Raw genomic sequence first — 17,328 nt, 5'->3', positions numbered from 1 at the left:
AAAATGAAAATGTGTACAATGAAGCTAAAGCTCAATTGCCGTCAAATAACACTAATATAAAATTAAATAATGATAGTGGGTGGTTAAGTATAAAGGATGAGAGGATAAATTATCCTGATTTAGTACTCATTGATCCATTTAATAAAGAAGGAATCGATCATTCAGATATAGTTTCATTTTGTAATCAATTAATTGCTAGAAATATTCCATTCCTGCTTTGGTATGGACAAACGCATGGGAAACTTGAAAGAAGAAATAAAATTATTGAAGATCTTAACCTACCATACATTGAACTTACTGACAATGTGGGTGGCTCAAGAAATCTTGCCAATACAGGTGTTTTCATAAGTGGAAGTGAGATAGAAAGATATATTGATGTAATTGTAAATAAATTAAGTTTCCTTAATCAGATTTCAGGCTGGAAAATAGAGGGGTATTATAGTAGGCCCAAAATGGAGGTAGTTATGAACTCAATTCAAGAAACATATATTATTAACAGTATTAAAGAATATATCAATTGGAAAAAAAGCGATTATGCTGTATTAATCAATGGCGCATGGGGGAGCGGAAAAACATTTTTTTGGAATAATGTAATAGTTCCAGAAATAGAAAAGTTGTGGATAGATGAGTCTAAGGATAAAAAATATAAGACTATTTACATATCTTTATATGGTATAAACAGCATAGAAGAGCTTAATAAAAAGCTTTCATATGAAATTTTTGCTTCAATGTTACCGAAAAGAAATAATCTTAATAAATCAAATGAGAATGAATCAAATGGGAACAAATATACTGAGATAATTAAAACAATTTTTAGCACTGGCTTAGAAGTTACAAAGGGGTTATCAATCTTTGGACTTGAAATAGAAAATTTGAAAAGCGGTGCCCAAGAAGCTATATCAAATTTTGATTCAGTTAGAGGAGGCTATGTATATTGTTTTGATGATATGGAAAGATCAAATATTCCTTTTAACGAAATAATGGGATATTTAAATAATTTTGTTGAACATGATAATGCTAAAATAATTATACTTTGTAATGAAGAAGAAATTACAAAAAGATCTACAACACACAATAAAGAATTAAAGGTATTAGCTGCAACAAATTTGATAGATAAACATGGCGACCAAACAAAAGAAAAGTATTACGAAGAAGTTGAAAATTATATACAAAATTTTGATGACGTAAATTATGGCGTTATCAAAGAAAAATTAGTTGGTAAAACATTGAAATTTGAATCTAGCTTGCAAATTATTTTTGAAAAAATAGCAAACAACATAAAAGATGACGAGTTTAAAAAGATTCTTGCAAACAAAGACTCTTTTATATTTAAAATAGTAGAAATTTCGAAATTAACTAATATTCGAATCTTCAAACAAGCTTTAATTGATGTCGAGAACTTATACATAAAGATAAAGAATAAATATATAGATCTTTCTTTTGAACCTATGTTAATTTTTTGTTTTGCATACTCTATTGAATACAAATTATATCCTAAAAAATATACTACTTTTAAAGAGATAGAAGACGATAAAGAGTTTGAATCTTTACTCTTGCAGAATGATCAACAATGTTGCCAATTTAGAAATAAGTATTTTAAGAACTTTAATTATGGTTATAATAATATTTTCTTTAAATTTATTGAAAAGTATGTACGTGAAGGAATCTTGGATGAAGTGAAGTATTCCGTAGAAATGGATAAATATATTGAGAGGATTAAAAGCAAAGAAATTAATGCTTATGAAAAAATTTTAAGTGATACATTTATTAACTTACAAGATGAAGAATTTTCGAGTATGGTAAATGCAACTTTTACAATTGTTAAATCAGGAAGACTTCCATTATACAGATATCTTCACGCTTTTTTAATGTATAATGATTTTAGAACTTTGAATCTGATTAGCATGAGCGAAAATGAAATTTATGATGGATTTATGTTGGGATTAAAAGGTATAGAATCATCAGATATACCTTCTGATATTAATATTATGATGAGTAATGAGTTAAAAGCTCGGTTAAATAAGTTCGATTCTGAGTCCTCTCATTGTAATAGTGACCATTATAAAAAAATAAAATTGGAAATAATTAGAATATCGGAAGTCCAATTTCACAAACGGGCACGTAAAAAAAGTATAAAGTTTTTTGAAAAGTTATTTAATGTAAGCGATATTTCATTTGATATATTTTACAATGAATATGGAAATGTACCTTTCCTGGAAAATGATGACATTAAGGTTTTTTTTAATTATATAATTAATTTAAAAAATATAAGAATTAATGAATTAATCTCTGCACTACGTATTCGTTATCAGGAGAATGAAAAGTTACTTGAGGTGGAGAGAGAACCACTTAAATACTTAAATGACCTAATTACTCGATACACTTTTGATAAAGAAACGACGTTGAGTATATACTTGCTTAATAATTTTAAAAAGATGCTTACCGAGCTCTCTATTAAGGATTTATAGTGTTTAGATACACCGTTTATTTGCAGTCTGCATTTAAACGGTGTTTTTTTAAGGGTTACTTTAACCTTAGAAACATAATTATCAATAGCTTGTTTTATAGGAGTGTGATCATGAAAAAACAAAAATAATAGAATTGAAAACTCATATTCAATTGCAATATTGTATAGACATTTCAGTAGAAGTGGAGATGGGTGGATAAAAAACAAATTGTTAATGAGAAGCTTGTGGAATTTAGTTCCATATCTATTAAATTACTTCATGATCGATACTTACGTTCGAATATTAGATGATTTTCAAGAAGCAATTGTCTAACAAGAAATAAATGAAAATGTTTTTTAGAGATTAAAGTGGCTTTTGTTTTGCAATGATAATTTCAGAGATATTTCTTAGGAGTGAGTGAACAAAATGAATGGTGCAGAACTGGCGCAAATAATTCTTAAAGAAGAAGGGATCGGAGAGAATCATTATGAAATAAAAGTAGGACGAAGTAGGGTTGTTTATAATAAAATAAATTCTCAAATACATTTAAAAACTGAGGTCTTAGAAGGAACTGGATTGGAACATTTGCTTATTTCGGCTCATGAAGTGAGTCATTTATTAAATAATGAAACAAACTTTAAAACGTATCATTTTTTTAAGATTATCAAATATATGTATGGAACCGCTTTAGTTTTCGTAGGGCTAAATATAGTTCTGTATTTTTTTGGTTTGTTTTCATTGAGCTTAACGATCTTTTTGAATATACTTCTCATATTAATTACACCAATAATGGTAGGGTTGTATAAAAAAGATGAAAGGGATGCTGATAAAAGGGCAATTAATTATATACAAAAATATAGTAATCATAAAAATGATCTAGCCACGTTAATGAAAGAAAGAGAAGCAAATCTAATATTGGTATTGATGATGGAGTATTAAAGAAACTTCTACAAACCTCTATAGAACTTATTCGCAAACCCAAAGAAGAGGAAAGGAAGTTAGCATTAGATAAACTATGGGATGCATTTGAAAGAATGAAAACAATTTATATCCCTGAAAACAAGAAAGATTCACTAAAAGAACTGATATCTAATGTTAAAGAAGAGTAACGTACAGATTGTCCGTAAGGATGTTCTTCAATAAGTTAAGCTGGGGCTGATTCATCAAAAGAAGAAACGGCGTTTAAGACTTTACTGCCTAAGTCTTGGGCGCCTATTTCCATTAAACTAATGTTTCTCGTTAGCGCAACCTTGAACATACTTTGTTATTTTCCTCCAACATGAAACACACCAATTATAGTTTCACCATCTACGTCATAAAGCGGAATATCGCGACCACTTGGTGATCTACTGTTCTGTATCGCATTGGCTTCTTCGGGCGTTTTGGGTTGTTCACCGTCCAAGTATTTTTTATCACATATCCCTCAATGCCATCCTTACATGTAGCACTGATTAATTCAGGTCCCGTTTCTGGGGAGGTAGCATATGCGTCAGAACCGTATGTCTGTCCATTTTCATTTAGAGAATAGGTTTTCGGACTAACGCTACTTTGAGTAGTTGCACTTTTTGCATATACATTCTGGTATGCTACTGCACCACTCACTCCGACATAAACGAAAACCACAGCACCAATCAAATTTCAAGCCTCTAGAGTAGCTCATTTTCTTTGTTCACTCCCTAAAAGCTTCTCACTCAAAATTCACCACATTTTACCACATAACCTTAAAACGTAAATACTAATGAGTTTGTTGCATTTAACTGACCGTTAGGCTTAATGATCGCAGCCGTACATAACTTATCTTATGTATTGAAAAAACAGACTCTCTCATCGAGGTCAGTTGGGATGGGTAAATTGGACAGGATTGTTCCGACTCCCATCAAAAAAGGAACTTCCCAAGTCCAAATACTAACATTTATTTACAAACGTTGTACCTAGTGTCAGTTACGCTGGTACAGGGCCAAAACGCGGATTTACGCATGGAGAATCGTCACTTTAATTGTCGCCCCACTCTAAGAGTTGCCACCCTTTCCAATGGTACGACTTATTCTTCCGTTTGCCCTGCAAGGAGTATTTGATCTTTCTTATACCGTCCGAGGCTTGAGTGACTGTACCATCAAGCAAATGTTCGTGCTCACGCAGCCAGTGCTTAAGATTGCTGCAACGATAGGTCTTGCCGTCTGGAGACACGATAACCCACTCCTTGGCATGCATGTGGGTCTCAACCCTTTCGAGGGGCGAATGAACACCTACAACATAAGTAGCTACCTCTTTTATCAAGGAAGAATCAATCTTTGAATTTTCTAACAAATAGGCTATGTTAAGCCTTGGATTGTAGATGCCTAATTTTTTTATATTTTGGAACTCCAAATGAATTGAGCAAAGACCCAAAATATAGTAGACTAACAATTGCAAAGTATGCGTACTTGTTGGAGAATTCTTAGACACCTTTAAATCCCACAAAGTATCTTCTGTCAGATAATCCCCGTCGCCGCACGTAATCGTCGGTGTATAAGCTAATTCAAAAGTGAAACCTTCCTTAATAATTGGTCCTGAATGTTCCCAGAAAGAAAGGCTCCTATTCACCATTGTACGAATGTTAGACACAGTATTTTCATCTGGATTAATGTCTTCTACTGGCTTATACCTGAATGTGCCCACTCTAGCGCACACGTCATAACCTACGAGTTTACAGGTATAAATTATGGATTGATCATCCAAGCCCTTTATGTGCTTTATGAATTCTTTTGCTTTATTTTCTTGTTCCATGTATTGAGAACCAATCAGCGAAATCTTAAATGCCTCTTCCGCAGAGGTTCCAGTCATGAAGCGAATCAGATAATCTACCGCTATCCCGACTAAACCAGCATATATATTCTCCTCTGAGTACAACTCGATCCCGTCATCGAAAACTGTTTTAGTAAAATCGTTTGGTCTTAAAAAGCCTCCATAAGGCTGCTTGAATTTCTCTACTCTTTGTGTGACGGATGCCATGAGACACACTCCTTAGTACATTTTCCGCTACCCCTTATTATTGTAAGTTAACATTAACACATATTGTAAGTGTCAGTCCGTTAACTCAATTCTGGTTCATCATTTCTATAGTGTAAACCAAGTGCAGTGTTTTTCATTATATAGAGGGCAGAACGTGTTATGATGCACTATTTAAAGTTAGAGGTCGATCCTTAGCGACAAGCCCCTGCTGATATGCAGGGGCTTGTCTACTGTCAAACTAAAATCCTAATTTTTTGTAAACCACTTCGGCAAGGGCAGCCTGGGACATTTCATGAAACGTTGAAAATTTCGTCGTAGAACGAACATAACTCTCTAAGTCCTCCTGGGGAAGGGCCGCAAAGTCTTCTTTTGATTTAACGCCAACGCCTTCTAGAAAATCAGAGATATTTTCAGACTGGGTGTGTTTCTGAATAAAGGAATCTGGGAAGAGCTCATCAAAGGACATTTGTTTTTGATCACCAAGTTCCTTGGCACCTTTACTTATTTGATTCAACCTGTTGTTTAATTCTTTTAATCCAGTTACTTTTACCATCTGGATCACACCTTTACAAGTATTTTTGTATGATAAACCTTATGTGTAGAAGCTATGGTTATTTTCGAAAAGAAGAGTATGAATATATGATTAAGAACCACTCTTGGAGATGGGGGATATGTGATTCGGGAGAGGATTAACTCGACAGAAATGATCGAGAATTTATTACCTGGGAGTTAAGAGTTCTCCTTCAGATGTACCCGCATCTGAAGGAGGAGAAATTAAGGTCATGACGCTTACTTAATTTTTTTTATTAATTTATCAACTTGCTTGTTCATTTCACGCGAGACTTCTCGTTCAAACTTTTTTAGATCATTTTTGGTTTGTGACTTCGATCCGCCGACTAATGTTTTACTCATAGATTCCTCCTTGATTTGGTATTTAACATTATTTGGATTGAGAGAGTACCCTGGCAGCTAAAGACTTGGTTAGTTTGCTTGTTTGTTTGCTTTGCAGAGCTTTCGAAGCAACAGTAGACATCTTGGGACTAGAAGTTTTTTGATAACTAGGTTTAGCCATAATGCAGACCTCCTTTTCTGTATATTGTGATTACATATATAAAGTACCCCAATATATTGTGTTTGTAAACATATTTTTCTATTAACAGTTTGTCCACAGGATATTAACGGAAAGTACACATGTTCTCATGTATTTATCCACAAAAAGGAACAAAATTCAATGTGGAAATAACAAGAAGTAAACGAACGTATGATTTGATTTGGGGAGATGAAGATAGATATTTTTAACTCTCTCTATGAAGTAGGGGAGACAAAGATGTTTTGTTATGTTAAGGGTGAAGTAGAGGGGCTTATACACGGGCTTAGAATAGGGGGAACTGTAAGACTAAAGGAATCTTCGCAACAGAGGCGAATTGGTATCGCTATAGACATATGGATAGGAGATCAAAAAATCGAATGATAGCAGTTTCAGCTTATCAGCGATTCAAAGTAATAGTAGTTCTTATTTGCGTTTGAAGTTACAGAATGTTCGGAAGGATATTTATTAAGAAAAGAAGAAGCGGGGATCAAGGCTTTATTACCCAAGCCTTGGTCCCCGCTGTTGCCATTGAATTAATTTTTGTCGTTAGATTAACAACCGAACTTCTCGATAATCTAATTCAGGTGTTCTTCTTCATTTGATCCATCATTGCTTGAATTTCTTCTCTACTAGCAATACCTGTTCCGTCAAAAGAACACATCAAGCATGAACGCAGCTCAAATTCTTTTCTATTTTCATCAATATCGGTAACGGGTTCGGTCCAATCTACCTCTTTACCACAAAAATCACATATTCTTTTTCCGTAATCACCTTCATGAAATTCGTCTTCTTCTTCAAATTCATGCATTGAAAATAGCCTCCTCAAGTTCTCTTAGTTTTATGGCTTTGCCCAATAATCAGTATGAAGTAAGGGCTGTTGAAGATTCCCCTTTAAATAAGGCTGAATCCAAATGAGCTTGCGAAGCAAGAGCTTTTCGCCGTGCGCTTGGTTACGCCAGTGACCTCGAACGAGCCATTGCTTATCAAGAATTTTATCTGTTTCTTTCTGAATCATGTTGTTTTCAGAAGTAGGCTTTCCGCCTTGTTTTGAAATCACAATGGTTTTCCCAACGGCATAATAGGGAATCTTGGAAACTCTAGTTGAACGATTCTCGTCTGTTTTCCCTTGCTCCACTTCATGCTTCAGTTCGATGTAATCGACCTCTTGTGATGACGAATTCAAATAAAAAATAGCGTTTATGACAAATGAAAAGATTTCAGTTGCTTGATCTGCAAAATCCGTCAGTCCTGCTCGCTTAAAGTTCTCCTCCAACTGTTCAAATACGTTGCCACGCTTAAATCGTAAATTGAGAGTGATGTAGTTGTAGTCCTCAATTGAAGGTTGCTCTTCACAATCTACAGGGGTGAGTATAGTCAAGATTCGTATAAATTTAGTAATCCCTTTACCAAGTTCTTTAATTACTTGATCCCTTTCAAAAGTAGCCAGGTTTACTTCGTGAATATAGAATCCTTCTACATAGTATTGCTCCTGTTCAGCGGTTAATTTAAAGCTGTTTGTAGGTACGGAAATATAGATGCTTTGAAACGGCAAACGGATGAAAGAAGAATCGACATTTTGTAAATCGGTCTTAAGCAGCATAGCCGTCAGATTTTCTTCAAAACGGAAATGTTTTTTATGATGTTTATGAAAGTTGTAAGTATGAAAGAGTACATTGTTTAATATTTCATGCTGTTCTGTGCTTTGATCTGAAAAAAAGGAAGCATAAGACTTCCCATATTGTTTATAAATGAAACTGTTGATTTGCTCTTCTACGACATCTAAATGCTCCACTTGATGCTGAATTTCATATTCTAATATCCGCTCGAACACATTGTCACTGTAAGATATTGCAAGACTTTTCTTTACGATTTCATAATGAATGGAGTTCACGTACAACCAATCCTGTCCGTTAGATTTGATATTCATGGGAGTTCAACATCATCTGAAGCTAATCAACGCTTCTTTTTTAATAACTTATAGATAAACACAATGGAAATAATTAAAATACCAATAATAATTATTGGTAACCAAGGGTTCCCAGCAATAAAGTAACTTTTATGATATTGGTAGTCTTCACTTAATGAAAACACATCCATCCTCCTTGTGGCAATGTTAAACTACCCCTTAGTCTAATCAACTATTTCTGTGAAATCCTGAATTAACCCTGTTGCGTTACCGATGTTTTCGAGTCCCCAACGGGCGAAATTGGCAGCTTCTACAGCATTTCTGAGAAAAGCATGTGTACGTGCGATTAACAAGGCTAATCTTAAATCGAAAGGTGCTCCATAGCTATCTAGTATCTTCGTACGTTGAGATAACTCGTTCGTTGTTATTGAGGTTATTACATGAGGGAAATCATTGAATTGAGCGAAGTACATTGTCCCTTGACGAACAATCATTTCTTTCATTTTATGTACTACAGCGATTGACTCATCTTCTGTATCGCCATATCGAAACCAAGCTTCACTTTTCATTTTGCGAAGAATATTTGACTGAAACCAGGTTAACTCATGAACTATGCGGGTTCTAAATTCACAGTCATAGACGGTTAGTTTGTTGGCAGGAACAAAGTCCCCCAAAGGGTTTGGGAGGAAATCAAAATGAACCCCTAGTTCAGCAACGCAAGAGCCACCATATTTATCAGCCTGGATAACAATAGCGTGTATTACATGGTTCATATCAACTTTAAAAAAATGATGATCTGTTCCTGAAAAACCAAGTTCATGTAATACAGGCGCTAGATATTTCTTGATTAACTTTCTAAATTCACTTGTTTTCATTTGTGATTACCCTCTTAGTAATAATTCCCCACATAGGGGAGACTTTCAACTATATAAGTCAAAGGATTTAAAAACTATTCTCTCCACATCCCATCAGAATTTGCATTTTCTCTCACACGATCAGGGGAGTAGTTAGGTCCTCTTTTTAATGTTTGAGGTACCATCATGAAATAAGTAAATCCCTTCCTGATGGTTAGTTCTAATAGGCCGTGTTCTAATAATTCTGTAACAGCGGCAACTGCTTCATTGACTTCACAGTTAATAAGAATGGTTATTTCATTTATCCAGTTCCAATAGGGAATTTCCTTGTCTGGCTTTACATTGTCCCGTTCACATTTATAGAGGTAGATATCCATACTTGAGAGGTCTGAATACGCGTCACCATGTATTGCAAGCTCCAGAAAAAGTCTTGATGAATGTATATATTTCAGTTGATATTGATGGTAAGTCACAAAGGGGAAGATGTAATCCCGATACAAATTGGCGAGTTCTATATTTGATCCATGTAAGAATATTCCTTCGGTATTTGTTAAATCGCGACTAGATACACTGTCTAAGCGAAGTCGTATGTTTGAATCTAACTGAGATCTGAATGATTGAAATGACTTATCACAAACCGATATACACGCGCTGCAATATAAGTCAGATCCTTTGTTTTTTGTTGTGAGCTCCATTGAACAATTACGGCAAAAGGATAACGAATGGTGAGACATAAGTGAACCTTCTTTCTATAAGATTTATCCAAATAAAAAACAAAGATCATAGAGAAAAAGTGAATACAGAAATTTTCTAATGAATACGTTGGTTGGAATAAGTTTTGTCTCAATATATAGTTGATAAGACTTCTATAATCTTCTTTATACAGGCTAGTTTATCATGCTAAATAAGCTTTATTGCAAGTTTTGAATAAATAGCGAGAAAATGTCTTTTTTCTATGTAAATGAAGGAATTATGTGGAAGAATATGATTTTGCGTAGTAAAATAGTACTAAGCGATTTGCTATTTTTTGATAATGTAAAGGAGTAAAAAAATGTCGTTAACCGTGGCAATCCTAAGTATAATAATTAGCTTTATAATCGGTTTAATTAGTTCTACTTATATTAAAGCGTTTGCAATGAAAAGGAATCCACTTAAAAATAAGGGACCTGAAGAGATCAAAGCACTTATGGAAATTGAATATCGAAAAGGAGTGGAAGAAGGAGAGAAGAAGGCTTTTGCTAAGTTTACACTCATTTATGAGCCATTTGTGGATATATCTGATTCTCTACTAAAAAAACAGCAGAAGCAGGCTATATCATGCAAATGTTCTATAATGGCCTTCCGCTAGGTGATCCAATGAAAAGAGTTACTCATCATGAAGAGAAGTACAAAGAAGAGAATATGAAATACATACTGGATACAATTAATAGAACAATAAATAATTTAATGTTAGTAGCTGATCCACTTGGTATTCCCGTCATAATGAATGAGAACCCGAAGATTGAGAAAAAAAAGACAAAGACAGGGTGAATATTGAGACCAAACGAGAAGTCGGTTTAATATATATCTTTAATTGAAATATAAACATCTGCCAAACGACATCAAGATGTATAGCTTGATGTTTCGGTTGGCTTTTTCATTAATTTCAATAAATCCTTGTTTTTATAATAAATTCATACAAAAACTTGGCAGAGGGTGTATTCTAATGATGCTTCCAGAACCACAATCGAAGGCATTCTCTTCGATCATTGCAGAGATTGAGAGCGGGCAAATAAAAATCCCACAATTTCAACGTGATTTTGTTTGGGATATTCAAAAATCAGCACAATTAATGGACAGTATTGTTAAAGGTTATCCTATTGGAACATTCATTTTTTGGAGAACTAAAGAGAGACTTAGATCTGTTCGGAATTTGGGGAACATTATTCTTCCAGAACCAGTCGAAGGAGAATACGTTAATTTTGTATTAGATGGACAACAACGAATGACAAGTCTCTTTGCAAGCTTAAAGGGGGCGAAGATTCAACGTGATGCTAACAAAGTTGATGATTATTCGGCGATATACTTAGACTTGACAGCGTCCAAGGATGACCAGATTGTGACCTTAGATGTTACAGATAAGGAATCTGGCTCATACATAAAGTTAGCTGATTTGCTTTATGGCGGCTTGACCTTATTAGCTGAGTATCCTTCTCAATATTTACGTCTTCTTGAAGAATATAAAAGACGGATTGAAGCATATAGTTATTCCATTGTTCTGATCAAAGATGCACCTATAGATGTTGCAACAGAGATCTTCACTAGAATTAATGTTGGTGGCAAGCCCTTGTCTGTATTTGAAATTATGATTGCAAAAACTTTTGATGTAGAAAAAAACTTTGATTTATCTGAAAAATTCAAAGAGCTTATTGAAGAACTACGCCCACTTGATTATGAAACAATCTCAGATGCCATCGTCCTTCAGACGGTTTCAGTGATTCTTGAGAAGGAATGCCAAAAAAAGGTTATACTAAAACTCAATAAAGATCAATTTATTTCAGTTTGGGATAAAGCTATAGATGCTATTCATAGAGCCGTTGAATATTTTAGATCATTCTATCGCATACCTGTTTCTCAGCTTTTGCCCTATAATGCGTTGATTGTTCCTTTTGCTTACTTTTTTTATATTCATCCTGATAAACCAACGGGTGATACTCAAAAGCAGCTTCAAGATTTCTTCTGGCGGGTGTCCCTTTCAGGGAGATATTCGTCAGGGGTGGAAAGCAAACTCGCGCAGGACATAAAAAAAATAGACCAAATTATTAGCGGCGAATTACCAAAATATGATTGGCCTATCAATACATCTGAAAAGTTTCTTATCGATAATGGATCATTTAGTGCTGGACGTAGTTTTATTAAAGCGATTCTTTGCTTGTATGCGTATTACAATCCAGAGTCTTTCGTGGATCGTTCGATGGTAAACATCAGTAATTATTGGCTTAAGCAAGCCAACAGTAAGAATTATCATCATTTCTTCCCAAGGGCATATTTGAAAAAGAAGAGTGAGGATGAATTCTACATCAACCACATTCTTAACATAACAATTGTTGATGACTATTTAAATAAGAGGGAAATTGGCGCATTGGCGCCTTCACGTTATATGACCAAATTTAAAAAGACCAACCCTGAACTTCAAGAGACAATGCAGACTCATTTAATTGGGGATCTAGACGAATTTGGAGTATGGGATAATAATTACGATAAGTTTTTTGAGGAGCGAGCAAAGCTCGTTAGTAAGATGTTGAAGAAGCGTATAATTCATCAGGAAATTGATAACAACAATTTTGCTATTTTACCAGATGAACAAGTAGAAGATATTGAATAACTTGGTATGAATCCTAAGAAGCCAAACTGATGTTTGGCTTCTCAATTTGTCGAGAAGAGGTGTTTCCATGGATGATAGAGAAAGATGGCGTTTAGAATTAATTGATCAATTGAACTCAATGCTTGTACTTGCAAAGGGGATTTTTAATAGACCCAATTATCGCTTTAATAGGGGAACTTATTTCGGAAAGACATGGTATGAGACGATGGAAGTTCTTCAGGCAGATGGACAAGCAACAGAAGAATTAGTAAAAGGATTAGCAAAAATTCTTATTCCTCTTGAATCAATACAAAATTTAAGAGGTATAAAGGCATATTTTGATCAAAATAATTCTAAGGCATGGGATGAGAAAGTTCAAAACTTAATTTCAGCTAAAAATGAAGAAGAATACGACAGTTTATGTTATGAGTTTTATATTGGCTCTAGTCTTTCTCAAAATAAAACAATATATTTTTGTAATATGGATGCAAAAGGAGTCACACAAGAAAGCTTGTGCGAATATTTTGTCGAGCCTCGGTTATTTATAGAATGCAAAAATCTTTTTGGTACAACTAGGACGGCCGTTGAAAATAATATAAGAAAGGCAAACGCTCAAATCAGGAGTTCAATTGAGCAAATACCTACTCCCGATCAAGCTATTGGCGCAGCATTTATTGATTTGCCTGAGAAAATTAATATTGAGTCGGCTGATGAGATAAGAAATAAAATGGCAGAAGTAATCTCTCGATTAAGACAATGCAATTACATACACTTTTTAGGCGTTTCATTTATGAATATAATTGATAGTCCTAATGATGCAGGGATTGATGTAATAAGTGAAATGAAACTTATAGTAAATCCTCAGTTTGCTGATTTAATCTTCGATGATTCAATAGTCAGTTTATTTATTCCAACATTTAGATATGTAGCTATTCCTCATGATGGTGTATTTGATGTATTCGATTTTATTGATAAAAGGACTGTTAGTTCTTTGAATTTTGATGAGTTCTTTGGAGTCAGAGATGATATTCCAAGTAGTGAACGAAATGATTAGGAGTGGCCATGATGTTAAAAAAATGTTATTGATTGTTGTCCTTGCTATTACACTGGCTGGTTGTCAGTCTAACGAACCTGAAGAGATTTCTGACTCAACAGCACCGACAGTCCCCTCTGGAGTAATCGCCATAGTAACACCTGAACCTACGCCTATACCACAAGAAAATGCTCTAAAGGGTTATTTATTTACAGAAGAGACAGGCTTGCTTTTTATTAGCTGGACCGAACAGGATCAAGAGTTAAACGGTACGATGCAGCGGACATCAAAAAGTAAAGAGAAAATCGAAACGGAATCGTATCCCTTTACAGGGGTGGTTAGTGACAAAAACATCAGTCTGAATTTTCAAGGGGGGATTTTCAACAGTCTAAACGGGACAACGATATCTGGCACTTTGATAAGGGTTCGTTAACTCTGTACTTTCCAAGTCAAAAAGACGGGAGTTTGTTGCCTGCTTCGTTCACTTCTGCAACAGTTGATGATTATAACCAGGCTGTGAGTATCATACGAAACGAAATAAAGCAGAGCAAAGCCTTGGCGGCAAAACAGAAGGAAGCTGAAGAGCACGAACTTGCTAATAAAAAACAACAAATTGCTGTGGAACATGCGAATCAACGCTTATCCGAAGCTATTCAACTATTAATAAAAAATATGGAATCCAATAAGAATATTGCCAAGGAATTTGAGGCCGTATTTCAGAGTTATGAACAGCACTGGGGAGAAATGAAAAAGCATAAGCAGGATCTCCTCAACGCAGCTAAAGTTACGCCGCTCAATTTTGATCAGCTTTATATTGTTCAGGACAAGATCTACATCCTTGGAAATGATGAATATCAAATTCAGAATGATGCTTATCAAATTGGAAATGTGGAATATGACTTTAATAATTATTTGGATGCTTTGAAGAGCCAAGAAGAGGGAATTAGGGTGGGTTGGGAGCAGCTTCAAACAGCAGCAGCCCAAAATAGCTTAGGGACTCCGCTACCTAAATACACAGAGGTTGAGGTGAAAGGGTATCTAGAGGATGTAGAACAAGAACTGACTGAGGTAGAATCCACTTTGCTGGCTAAAAAGAAATCAGCTAGTGTGTATGATGATAAAGCGAAGGGCTTGCTTCAAGAGATGACGGACTATGTGGATGGGTTAGTCGCTATGGAGGATGAATAGCTAGGATAAATTGGAGGGTGAAGCGTGCTTACGATTGAAGAGAATATGGCTCGTAGGAAGAAAGAAGATCAGATAAATGAATTCAGTTTAAAAGATCGAACCGCTAACATGAAAATATGTGTCGATTATGTATTTGAGTATTCTAATCAGTACCTCGACATCACGAAAATGGACGAACAAACCGTATTAAATGATGAGCGTCTGTTCAAGAGTGGTTAGTGCAAATTTATGATGATCATAACAAGCAAATCGATCGTTCGATAGGACGCTTACTGAAAAAAGATGATGAAAGAATGTTATATCCATACGCAGATAAGTTGAAATGTTTTCAGGACGATAGGAAAAGAAAGCCTAGACATCCTCGTGATTATTCTGAAAGCTGGTCTTTAGTTGATTATGATTTTATGTATTTATAGCAAATAAGGTGGAGGCATTAAATTTGAGTATACCTAATATTCCTATAGAAACTGTAAGTCGTATTTTAGAACGGAATTTAAGCAAAATTGAGAAAATGGAGTCAAATGTAAAGATAGGAAGGATGATCAGTTCTGTAACTATTCTTCCATTGATAATAGGTCTACTTAGTCTAGGAGCTTATTATACTTACAATGTATCAGGAGTTCAGTATACTCCTTGGCTATTTATTATTTTGCTGATTCCATTATTACTATTTATTTTCTTTTCATATAGAAAAAATCGTAAGCTGACAATGATTAGCCTCGCTATTTTTATTATGTTGCTTTTTTTCACCTCAGCAGTGAATGCCATTAGGGTTTTCAATTTAATATTTCCTTTTAACATAAAAACAGTCGATCCATCACTTCCTGGTTTCTTATGTTTGCTCATAGGTTTTTGCGGTATTTCATGTGTGCTTTTGTGGATTATTGTTCAATTTACGGTTGATTTAATACAATCAAGATTCTTTAAGAAGGTTGTTTTAGAGATTCAGTTGGTGGGAGAAATACCTCAATTATATAAATTAATAAATATTACGCATCGTGGAGATTATATTGTTAATTCTATTAGTAATAAAAATTATCAAACGAGGGAGTCTCTGCTCAATCGAAAGAACATAATGAAAATAACATACATAAGCGAGATAGAGGATACTGATAAATAGTAGAGATTTAAAACGACCTTCGTACATTGAGCAAAGGTCGTTTTAACAATTCTTATTGAAATTAAATAAATAACACTCATACTAACTTAATTGGCATTCAATCCGAATGCGCGTGATCCTAATTTTTGTTTATAAATATTTTCAAATGCAAATATTTGTACAGGTGTCATAGATCTCGGTAAAGTATGTAAAATAGAAAATTTAAAAGATTTGTATCGTTCAGGGTCATCTTTCAATAGCTGAATTAAGCGAAGATTGTTTCCATGTAAAGTCTCTACATAGCTTTTCCATCTTCCTAAGATACCATATTGTCCACTAGCTGACCCGACATATTGATTTCCTGTTTCTGAATCTAAAATAAGATATACTCCCGCAACAGAGGAGAGCATAGTGTGCCATATCCGATGTGGATCGGGGTAGAGGATGATTTTACTTAATTCATCAAATGATAAATAAATCTCTACAAAACCTGGAAATTCTTTTGTATAACCAGTGGGTAAAATTTCTACGACAGGCTTTGGGCGATCTTTAACTAACCATTGGTGCCAGCTTCGGTTTGACGGTCCCCAGTCTATTACCAAGCGTTCAATTAAATCGTTTAGCAAATCAAGTGTTTTGAACTCATAATGAAAGAGGGGCTGGCTTAAAATATCCATATACGGATATCCAGAGGGGACTTTTGTGATAGCTAAATCAAAGATTGAATTACTCAATTTTTCGTAAGCGCCGATAAAGATTGCTTTACCTCTTTCATCGCCCAAAAAGGAGAAGATATAATTGCAGTCTCGAAAAATATCATTACTTTGAACACTTTGATAAAAATCAAGCATTCCAATTTTATATAGAAGTTTAGTATCATAATTTGAGTCTTGATGGCGTACTAATTTTATTTTCTTGTTGGATATATCGAATCCGCGCATTTTAATCAATTCATTAAGATTCATCTTCGTCCCCCTTAATTCAGAATGTGAATTGTATTAATAGCAATTTACCTAATCATTTTAACAGTAATATACAAGCATTGACATGAGATATTAACAATGTAATGAGCATAGCACAAAGCGGATCATTCATAGGTGAATGTCCGCTTTATCTGTATATATTTATTTTTATGGCGCATTTGTCCTAAAAGGACAAATGCGCCGATTGATTATGGACTCAAGATTATGCCTGAATTTAAGGCGGTATTAATCTTTACTTCTAGAATGATTATCAAATTCAAAATTGAACTTTATTCGAAACAAAAAACTCAGGTTTTTATTGAAAAGCATAACGATGATCGTAATGATCAACAGAACTTTACTTCCTATAATAATCATGTATATCCTCTCCTTATAAAAGAGGCCATGAATCAAT

At 34.4% G+C, this 17,328-nt stretch carries 20 protein-coding genes; 10 read left to right on the top strand and 10 right to left on the bottom strand.

Annotation, left to right across the window (positions count from 1 at the left end; genetic code table 11):
• The first annotated feature begins 11 nt into the window (after positions 1-11).
• Positions 12-2,468, top strand: coding sequence for a P-loop NTPase fold protein (locus CA600_RS06380; RefSeq protein WP_094869424.1), 2,457 nt, complete (start codon positions 12-14; stop codon positions 2,466-2,468).
• 405 nt (positions 2,469-2,873) lie between these two features.
• The gene (locus CA600_RS06375) at positions 2,874-3,386 is read left to right on the top strand and encodes a zinc metallopeptidase (protein WP_094869423.1); all 513 of its coding nucleotides are present in this window, start codon (positions 2,874-2,876) and stop codon (positions 3,384-3,386) included.
• Positions 3,387-3,755: 369 nt separating this feature from the next.
• On the opposite strand, the gene CA600_RS06370 is transcribed toward CA600_RS06375, so the two are convergent.
• The 9 genes from CA600_RS06370 to CA600_RS30880 form a co-directional block, all read right to left on the bottom strand.
• Positions 3,756-4,082 (bottom strand): hypothetical protein, encoded by a 327-nt coding sequence (locus CA600_RS06370; protein ID WP_094869422.1) that lies wholly within the window; start codon positions 4,080-4,082, stop codon positions 3,756-3,758.
• A gap of 357 nt (positions 4,083-4,439) precedes the next feature.
• Complete coding sequence (locus CA600_RS06365) at positions 4,440-5,438, bottom strand: hypothetical protein (RefSeq protein ID WP_256989765.1); 999 nt, start codon at positions 5,436-5,438, stop codon at positions 4,440-4,442.
• A 238-nt stretch (positions 5,439-5,676) separates the two neighbouring features.
• Positions 5,677-5,991 (bottom strand): hypothetical protein, encoded by a 315-nt coding sequence (locus CA600_RS06360; RefSeq protein ID WP_094869421.1) that lies wholly within the window; start codon positions 5,989-5,991, stop codon positions 5,677-5,679.
• 236 nt (positions 5,992-6,227) lie between these two features.
• The gene (locus CA600_RS31750; RefSeq protein ID WP_256989764.1) at positions 6,228-6,350 is read right to left on the bottom strand and encodes a hypothetical protein; all 123 of its coding nucleotides are present in this window, start codon (positions 6,348-6,350) and stop codon (positions 6,228-6,230) included.
• Between the two features lie 28 nt (positions 6,351-6,378).
• On the bottom strand, positions 6,379-6,510 hold the full coding sequence (locus CA600_RS31745) for a hypothetical protein (RefSeq protein ID WP_256989763.1): 132 nt from the start codon (positions 6,508-6,510) through the stop codon (positions 6,379-6,381).
• Between the two features lie 598 nt (positions 6,511-7,108).
• On the bottom strand, positions 7,109-7,336 hold the full coding sequence (locus CA600_RS06355) for a hypothetical protein (RefSeq protein WP_094869420.1): 228 nt from the start codon (positions 7,334-7,336) through the stop codon (positions 7,109-7,111).
• A 30-nt stretch (positions 7,337-7,366) separates the two neighbouring features.
• Positions 7,367-8,455 (bottom strand): hypothetical protein, encoded by a 1,089-nt coding sequence (locus tag CA600_RS06350; protein WP_094869419.1) that lies wholly within the window; start codon positions 8,453-8,455, stop codon positions 7,367-7,369.
• Positions 8,456-8,658: 203 nt separating this feature from the next.
• Positions 8,659-9,309 (bottom strand): DUF4304 domain-containing protein, encoded by a 651-nt coding sequence (locus CA600_RS06345; RefSeq protein ID WP_094869418.1) that lies wholly within the window; start codon positions 9,307-9,309, stop codon positions 8,659-8,661.
• A 74-nt stretch (positions 9,310-9,383) separates the two neighbouring features.
• Complete coding sequence (locus CA600_RS30880; protein ID WP_179281554.1) at positions 9,384-9,761, bottom strand: hypothetical protein; 378 nt, start codon at positions 9,759-9,761, stop codon at positions 9,384-9,386.
• A 578-nt stretch (positions 9,762-10,339) separates the two neighbouring features.
• On the opposite strand from CA600_RS30880, the gene CA600_RS06335 reads away from it, so the two are divergent.
• From CA600_RS06335 to CA600_RS06295, 8 genes are all read left to right on the top strand, one after another.
• On the top strand, positions 10,340-10,636 hold the full coding sequence (locus tag CA600_RS06335; RefSeq protein ID WP_094869416.1) for a hypothetical protein: 297 nt from the start codon (positions 10,340-10,342) through the stop codon (positions 10,634-10,636).
• Positions 10,606-10,818: a hypothetical protein gene (locus tag CA600_RS06330; protein WP_094869415.1), complete on the top strand. Its 213-nt coding sequence runs from the start codon at positions 10,606-10,608 to the stop codon at positions 10,816-10,818. The genes CA600_RS06335 and CA600_RS06330 overlap by 31 nt, the downstream gene beginning before the upstream one ends.
• A 175-nt stretch (positions 10,819-10,993) precedes the next feature.
• Positions 10,994-12,652 carry a DUF262 domain-containing protein gene (locus CA600_RS06325; RefSeq protein ID WP_094869414.1) on the top strand — a complete coding sequence of 553 codons (1,659 nt, stop codon included), beginning with the start codon at positions 10,994-10,996 and terminating at the stop codon, positions 12,650-12,652.
• 67 nt (positions 12,653-12,719) lie between these two features.
• A complete protein-coding gene (locus CA600_RS06320) occupies positions 12,720-13,685 on the top strand; it encodes a hypothetical protein (protein ID WP_094869413.1) in 966 nt (321 codons plus the stop codon).
• Positions 13,654-14,097, top strand: coding sequence for a hypothetical protein (locus CA600_RS06315; RefSeq protein WP_094869412.1), 444 nt, complete (start codon positions 13,654-13,656; stop codon positions 14,095-14,097). Before CA600_RS06320 ends, CA600_RS06315 begins: the two co-directional genes overlap by 32 nt.
• A 122-nt stretch (positions 14,098-14,219) precedes the next feature.
• Entirely contained in the window at positions 14,220-14,852 is a 633-nt protein-coding gene (locus tag CA600_RS06310; RefSeq protein ID WP_218832764.1) for a hypothetical protein, read from the top strand.
• Between the two features lie 24 nt (positions 14,853-14,876).
• Positions 14,877-15,071 (top strand): hypothetical protein, encoded by a 195-nt coding sequence (locus tag CA600_RS06305; protein WP_094869410.1) that lies wholly within the window; start codon positions 14,877-14,879, stop codon positions 15,069-15,071.
• A gap of 220 nt (positions 15,072-15,291) precedes the next feature.
• Positions 15,292-15,972 (top strand): hypothetical protein, encoded by a 681-nt coding sequence (locus CA600_RS06295; protein ID WP_094869408.1) that lies wholly within the window; start codon positions 15,292-15,294, stop codon positions 15,970-15,972.
• 86 nt (positions 15,973-16,058) lie between these two features.
• Here CA600_RS06295 and CA600_RS06290 read toward each other — a convergent pair whose 3' ends face one another.
• Entirely contained in the window at positions 16,059-16,916 is an 858-nt protein-coding gene (locus CA600_RS06290; protein WP_094869407.1) for a GIY-YIG nuclease family protein, read from the bottom strand.
• Positions 16,917-17,328 lie beyond the last annotated feature (412 nt).

The sequence above is a fragment of the Paenibacillus sp. VTT E-133280 genome, from assembly GCF_002264385.1.
Classification (GTDB): Bacteria; Bacillota; Bacilli; order Paenibacillales; family Paenibacillaceae; genus Paenibacillus_AQ; species Paenibacillus_AQ nitricinens.
The sequence above is the reverse complement of the archived record's forward strand: the minus strand, read 5'-3'. Positions and strand labels throughout refer to the sequence as shown.

Coding starts and splice junctions, on each gene's coding strand:
- CA600_RS06325 (WP_094869414.1), top strand. CDS start 10,994: ATGATGCTTCCAGAACCACAATCGAAGGCATTCTCTTCGATCATTGCA.
- CA600_RS06345 (WP_094869418.1), bottom strand. CDS start 9,309: ATGAAAACAAGTGAATTTAGAAAGTTAATCAAGAAATATCTAGCGCCT.
- CA600_RS06355 (WP_094869420.1), bottom strand. CDS start 7,336: ATGCATGAATTTGAAGAAGAAGACGAATTTCATGAAGGTGATTACGGA.
- CA600_RS06315 (WP_094869412.1), top strand. CDS start 13,654: ATGATATTCCAAGTAGTGAACGAAATGATTAGGAGTGGCCATGATGTT.
- CA600_RS06335 (WP_094869416.1), top strand. CDS start 10,340: ATGTCGTTAACCGTGGCAATCCTAAGTATAATAATTAGCTTTATAATC.
- CA600_RS31745 (WP_256989763.1), bottom strand. CDS start 6,510: ATGGCTAAACCTAGTTATCAAAAAACTTCTAGTCCCAAGATGTCTACT.
- CA600_RS06360 (WP_094869421.1), bottom strand. CDS start 5,991: ATGGTAAAAGTAACTGGATTAAAAGAATTAAACAACAGGTTGAATCAA.
- CA600_RS06375 (WP_094869423.1), top strand. CDS start 2,874: ATGAATGGTGCAGAACTGGCGCAAATAATTCTTAAAGAAGAAGGGATC.
- CA600_RS06350 (WP_094869419.1), bottom strand. CDS start 8,455: ATGAATATCAAATCTAACGGACAGGATTGGTTGTACGTGAACTCCATT.
- CA600_RS06365 (WP_256989765.1), bottom strand. CDS start 5,438: ATGGCATCCGTCACACAAAGAGTAGAGAAATTCAAGCAGCCTTATGGA.
- CA600_RS31750 (WP_256989764.1), bottom strand. CDS start 6,350: ATGAGTAAAACATTAGTCGGCGGATCGAAGTCACAAACCAAAAATGAT.
- CA600_RS06320 (WP_094869413.1), top strand. CDS start 12,720: ATGGATGATAGAGAAAGATGGCGTTTAGAATTAATTGATCAATTGAAC.
- CA600_RS06290 (WP_094869407.1), bottom strand. CDS start 16,916: ATGAATCTTAATGAATTGATTAAAATGCGCGGATTCGATATATCCAAC.
- CA600_RS06330 (WP_094869415.1), top strand. CDS start 10,606: ATGCAAATGTTCTATAATGGCCTTCCGCTAGGTGATCCAATGAAAAGA.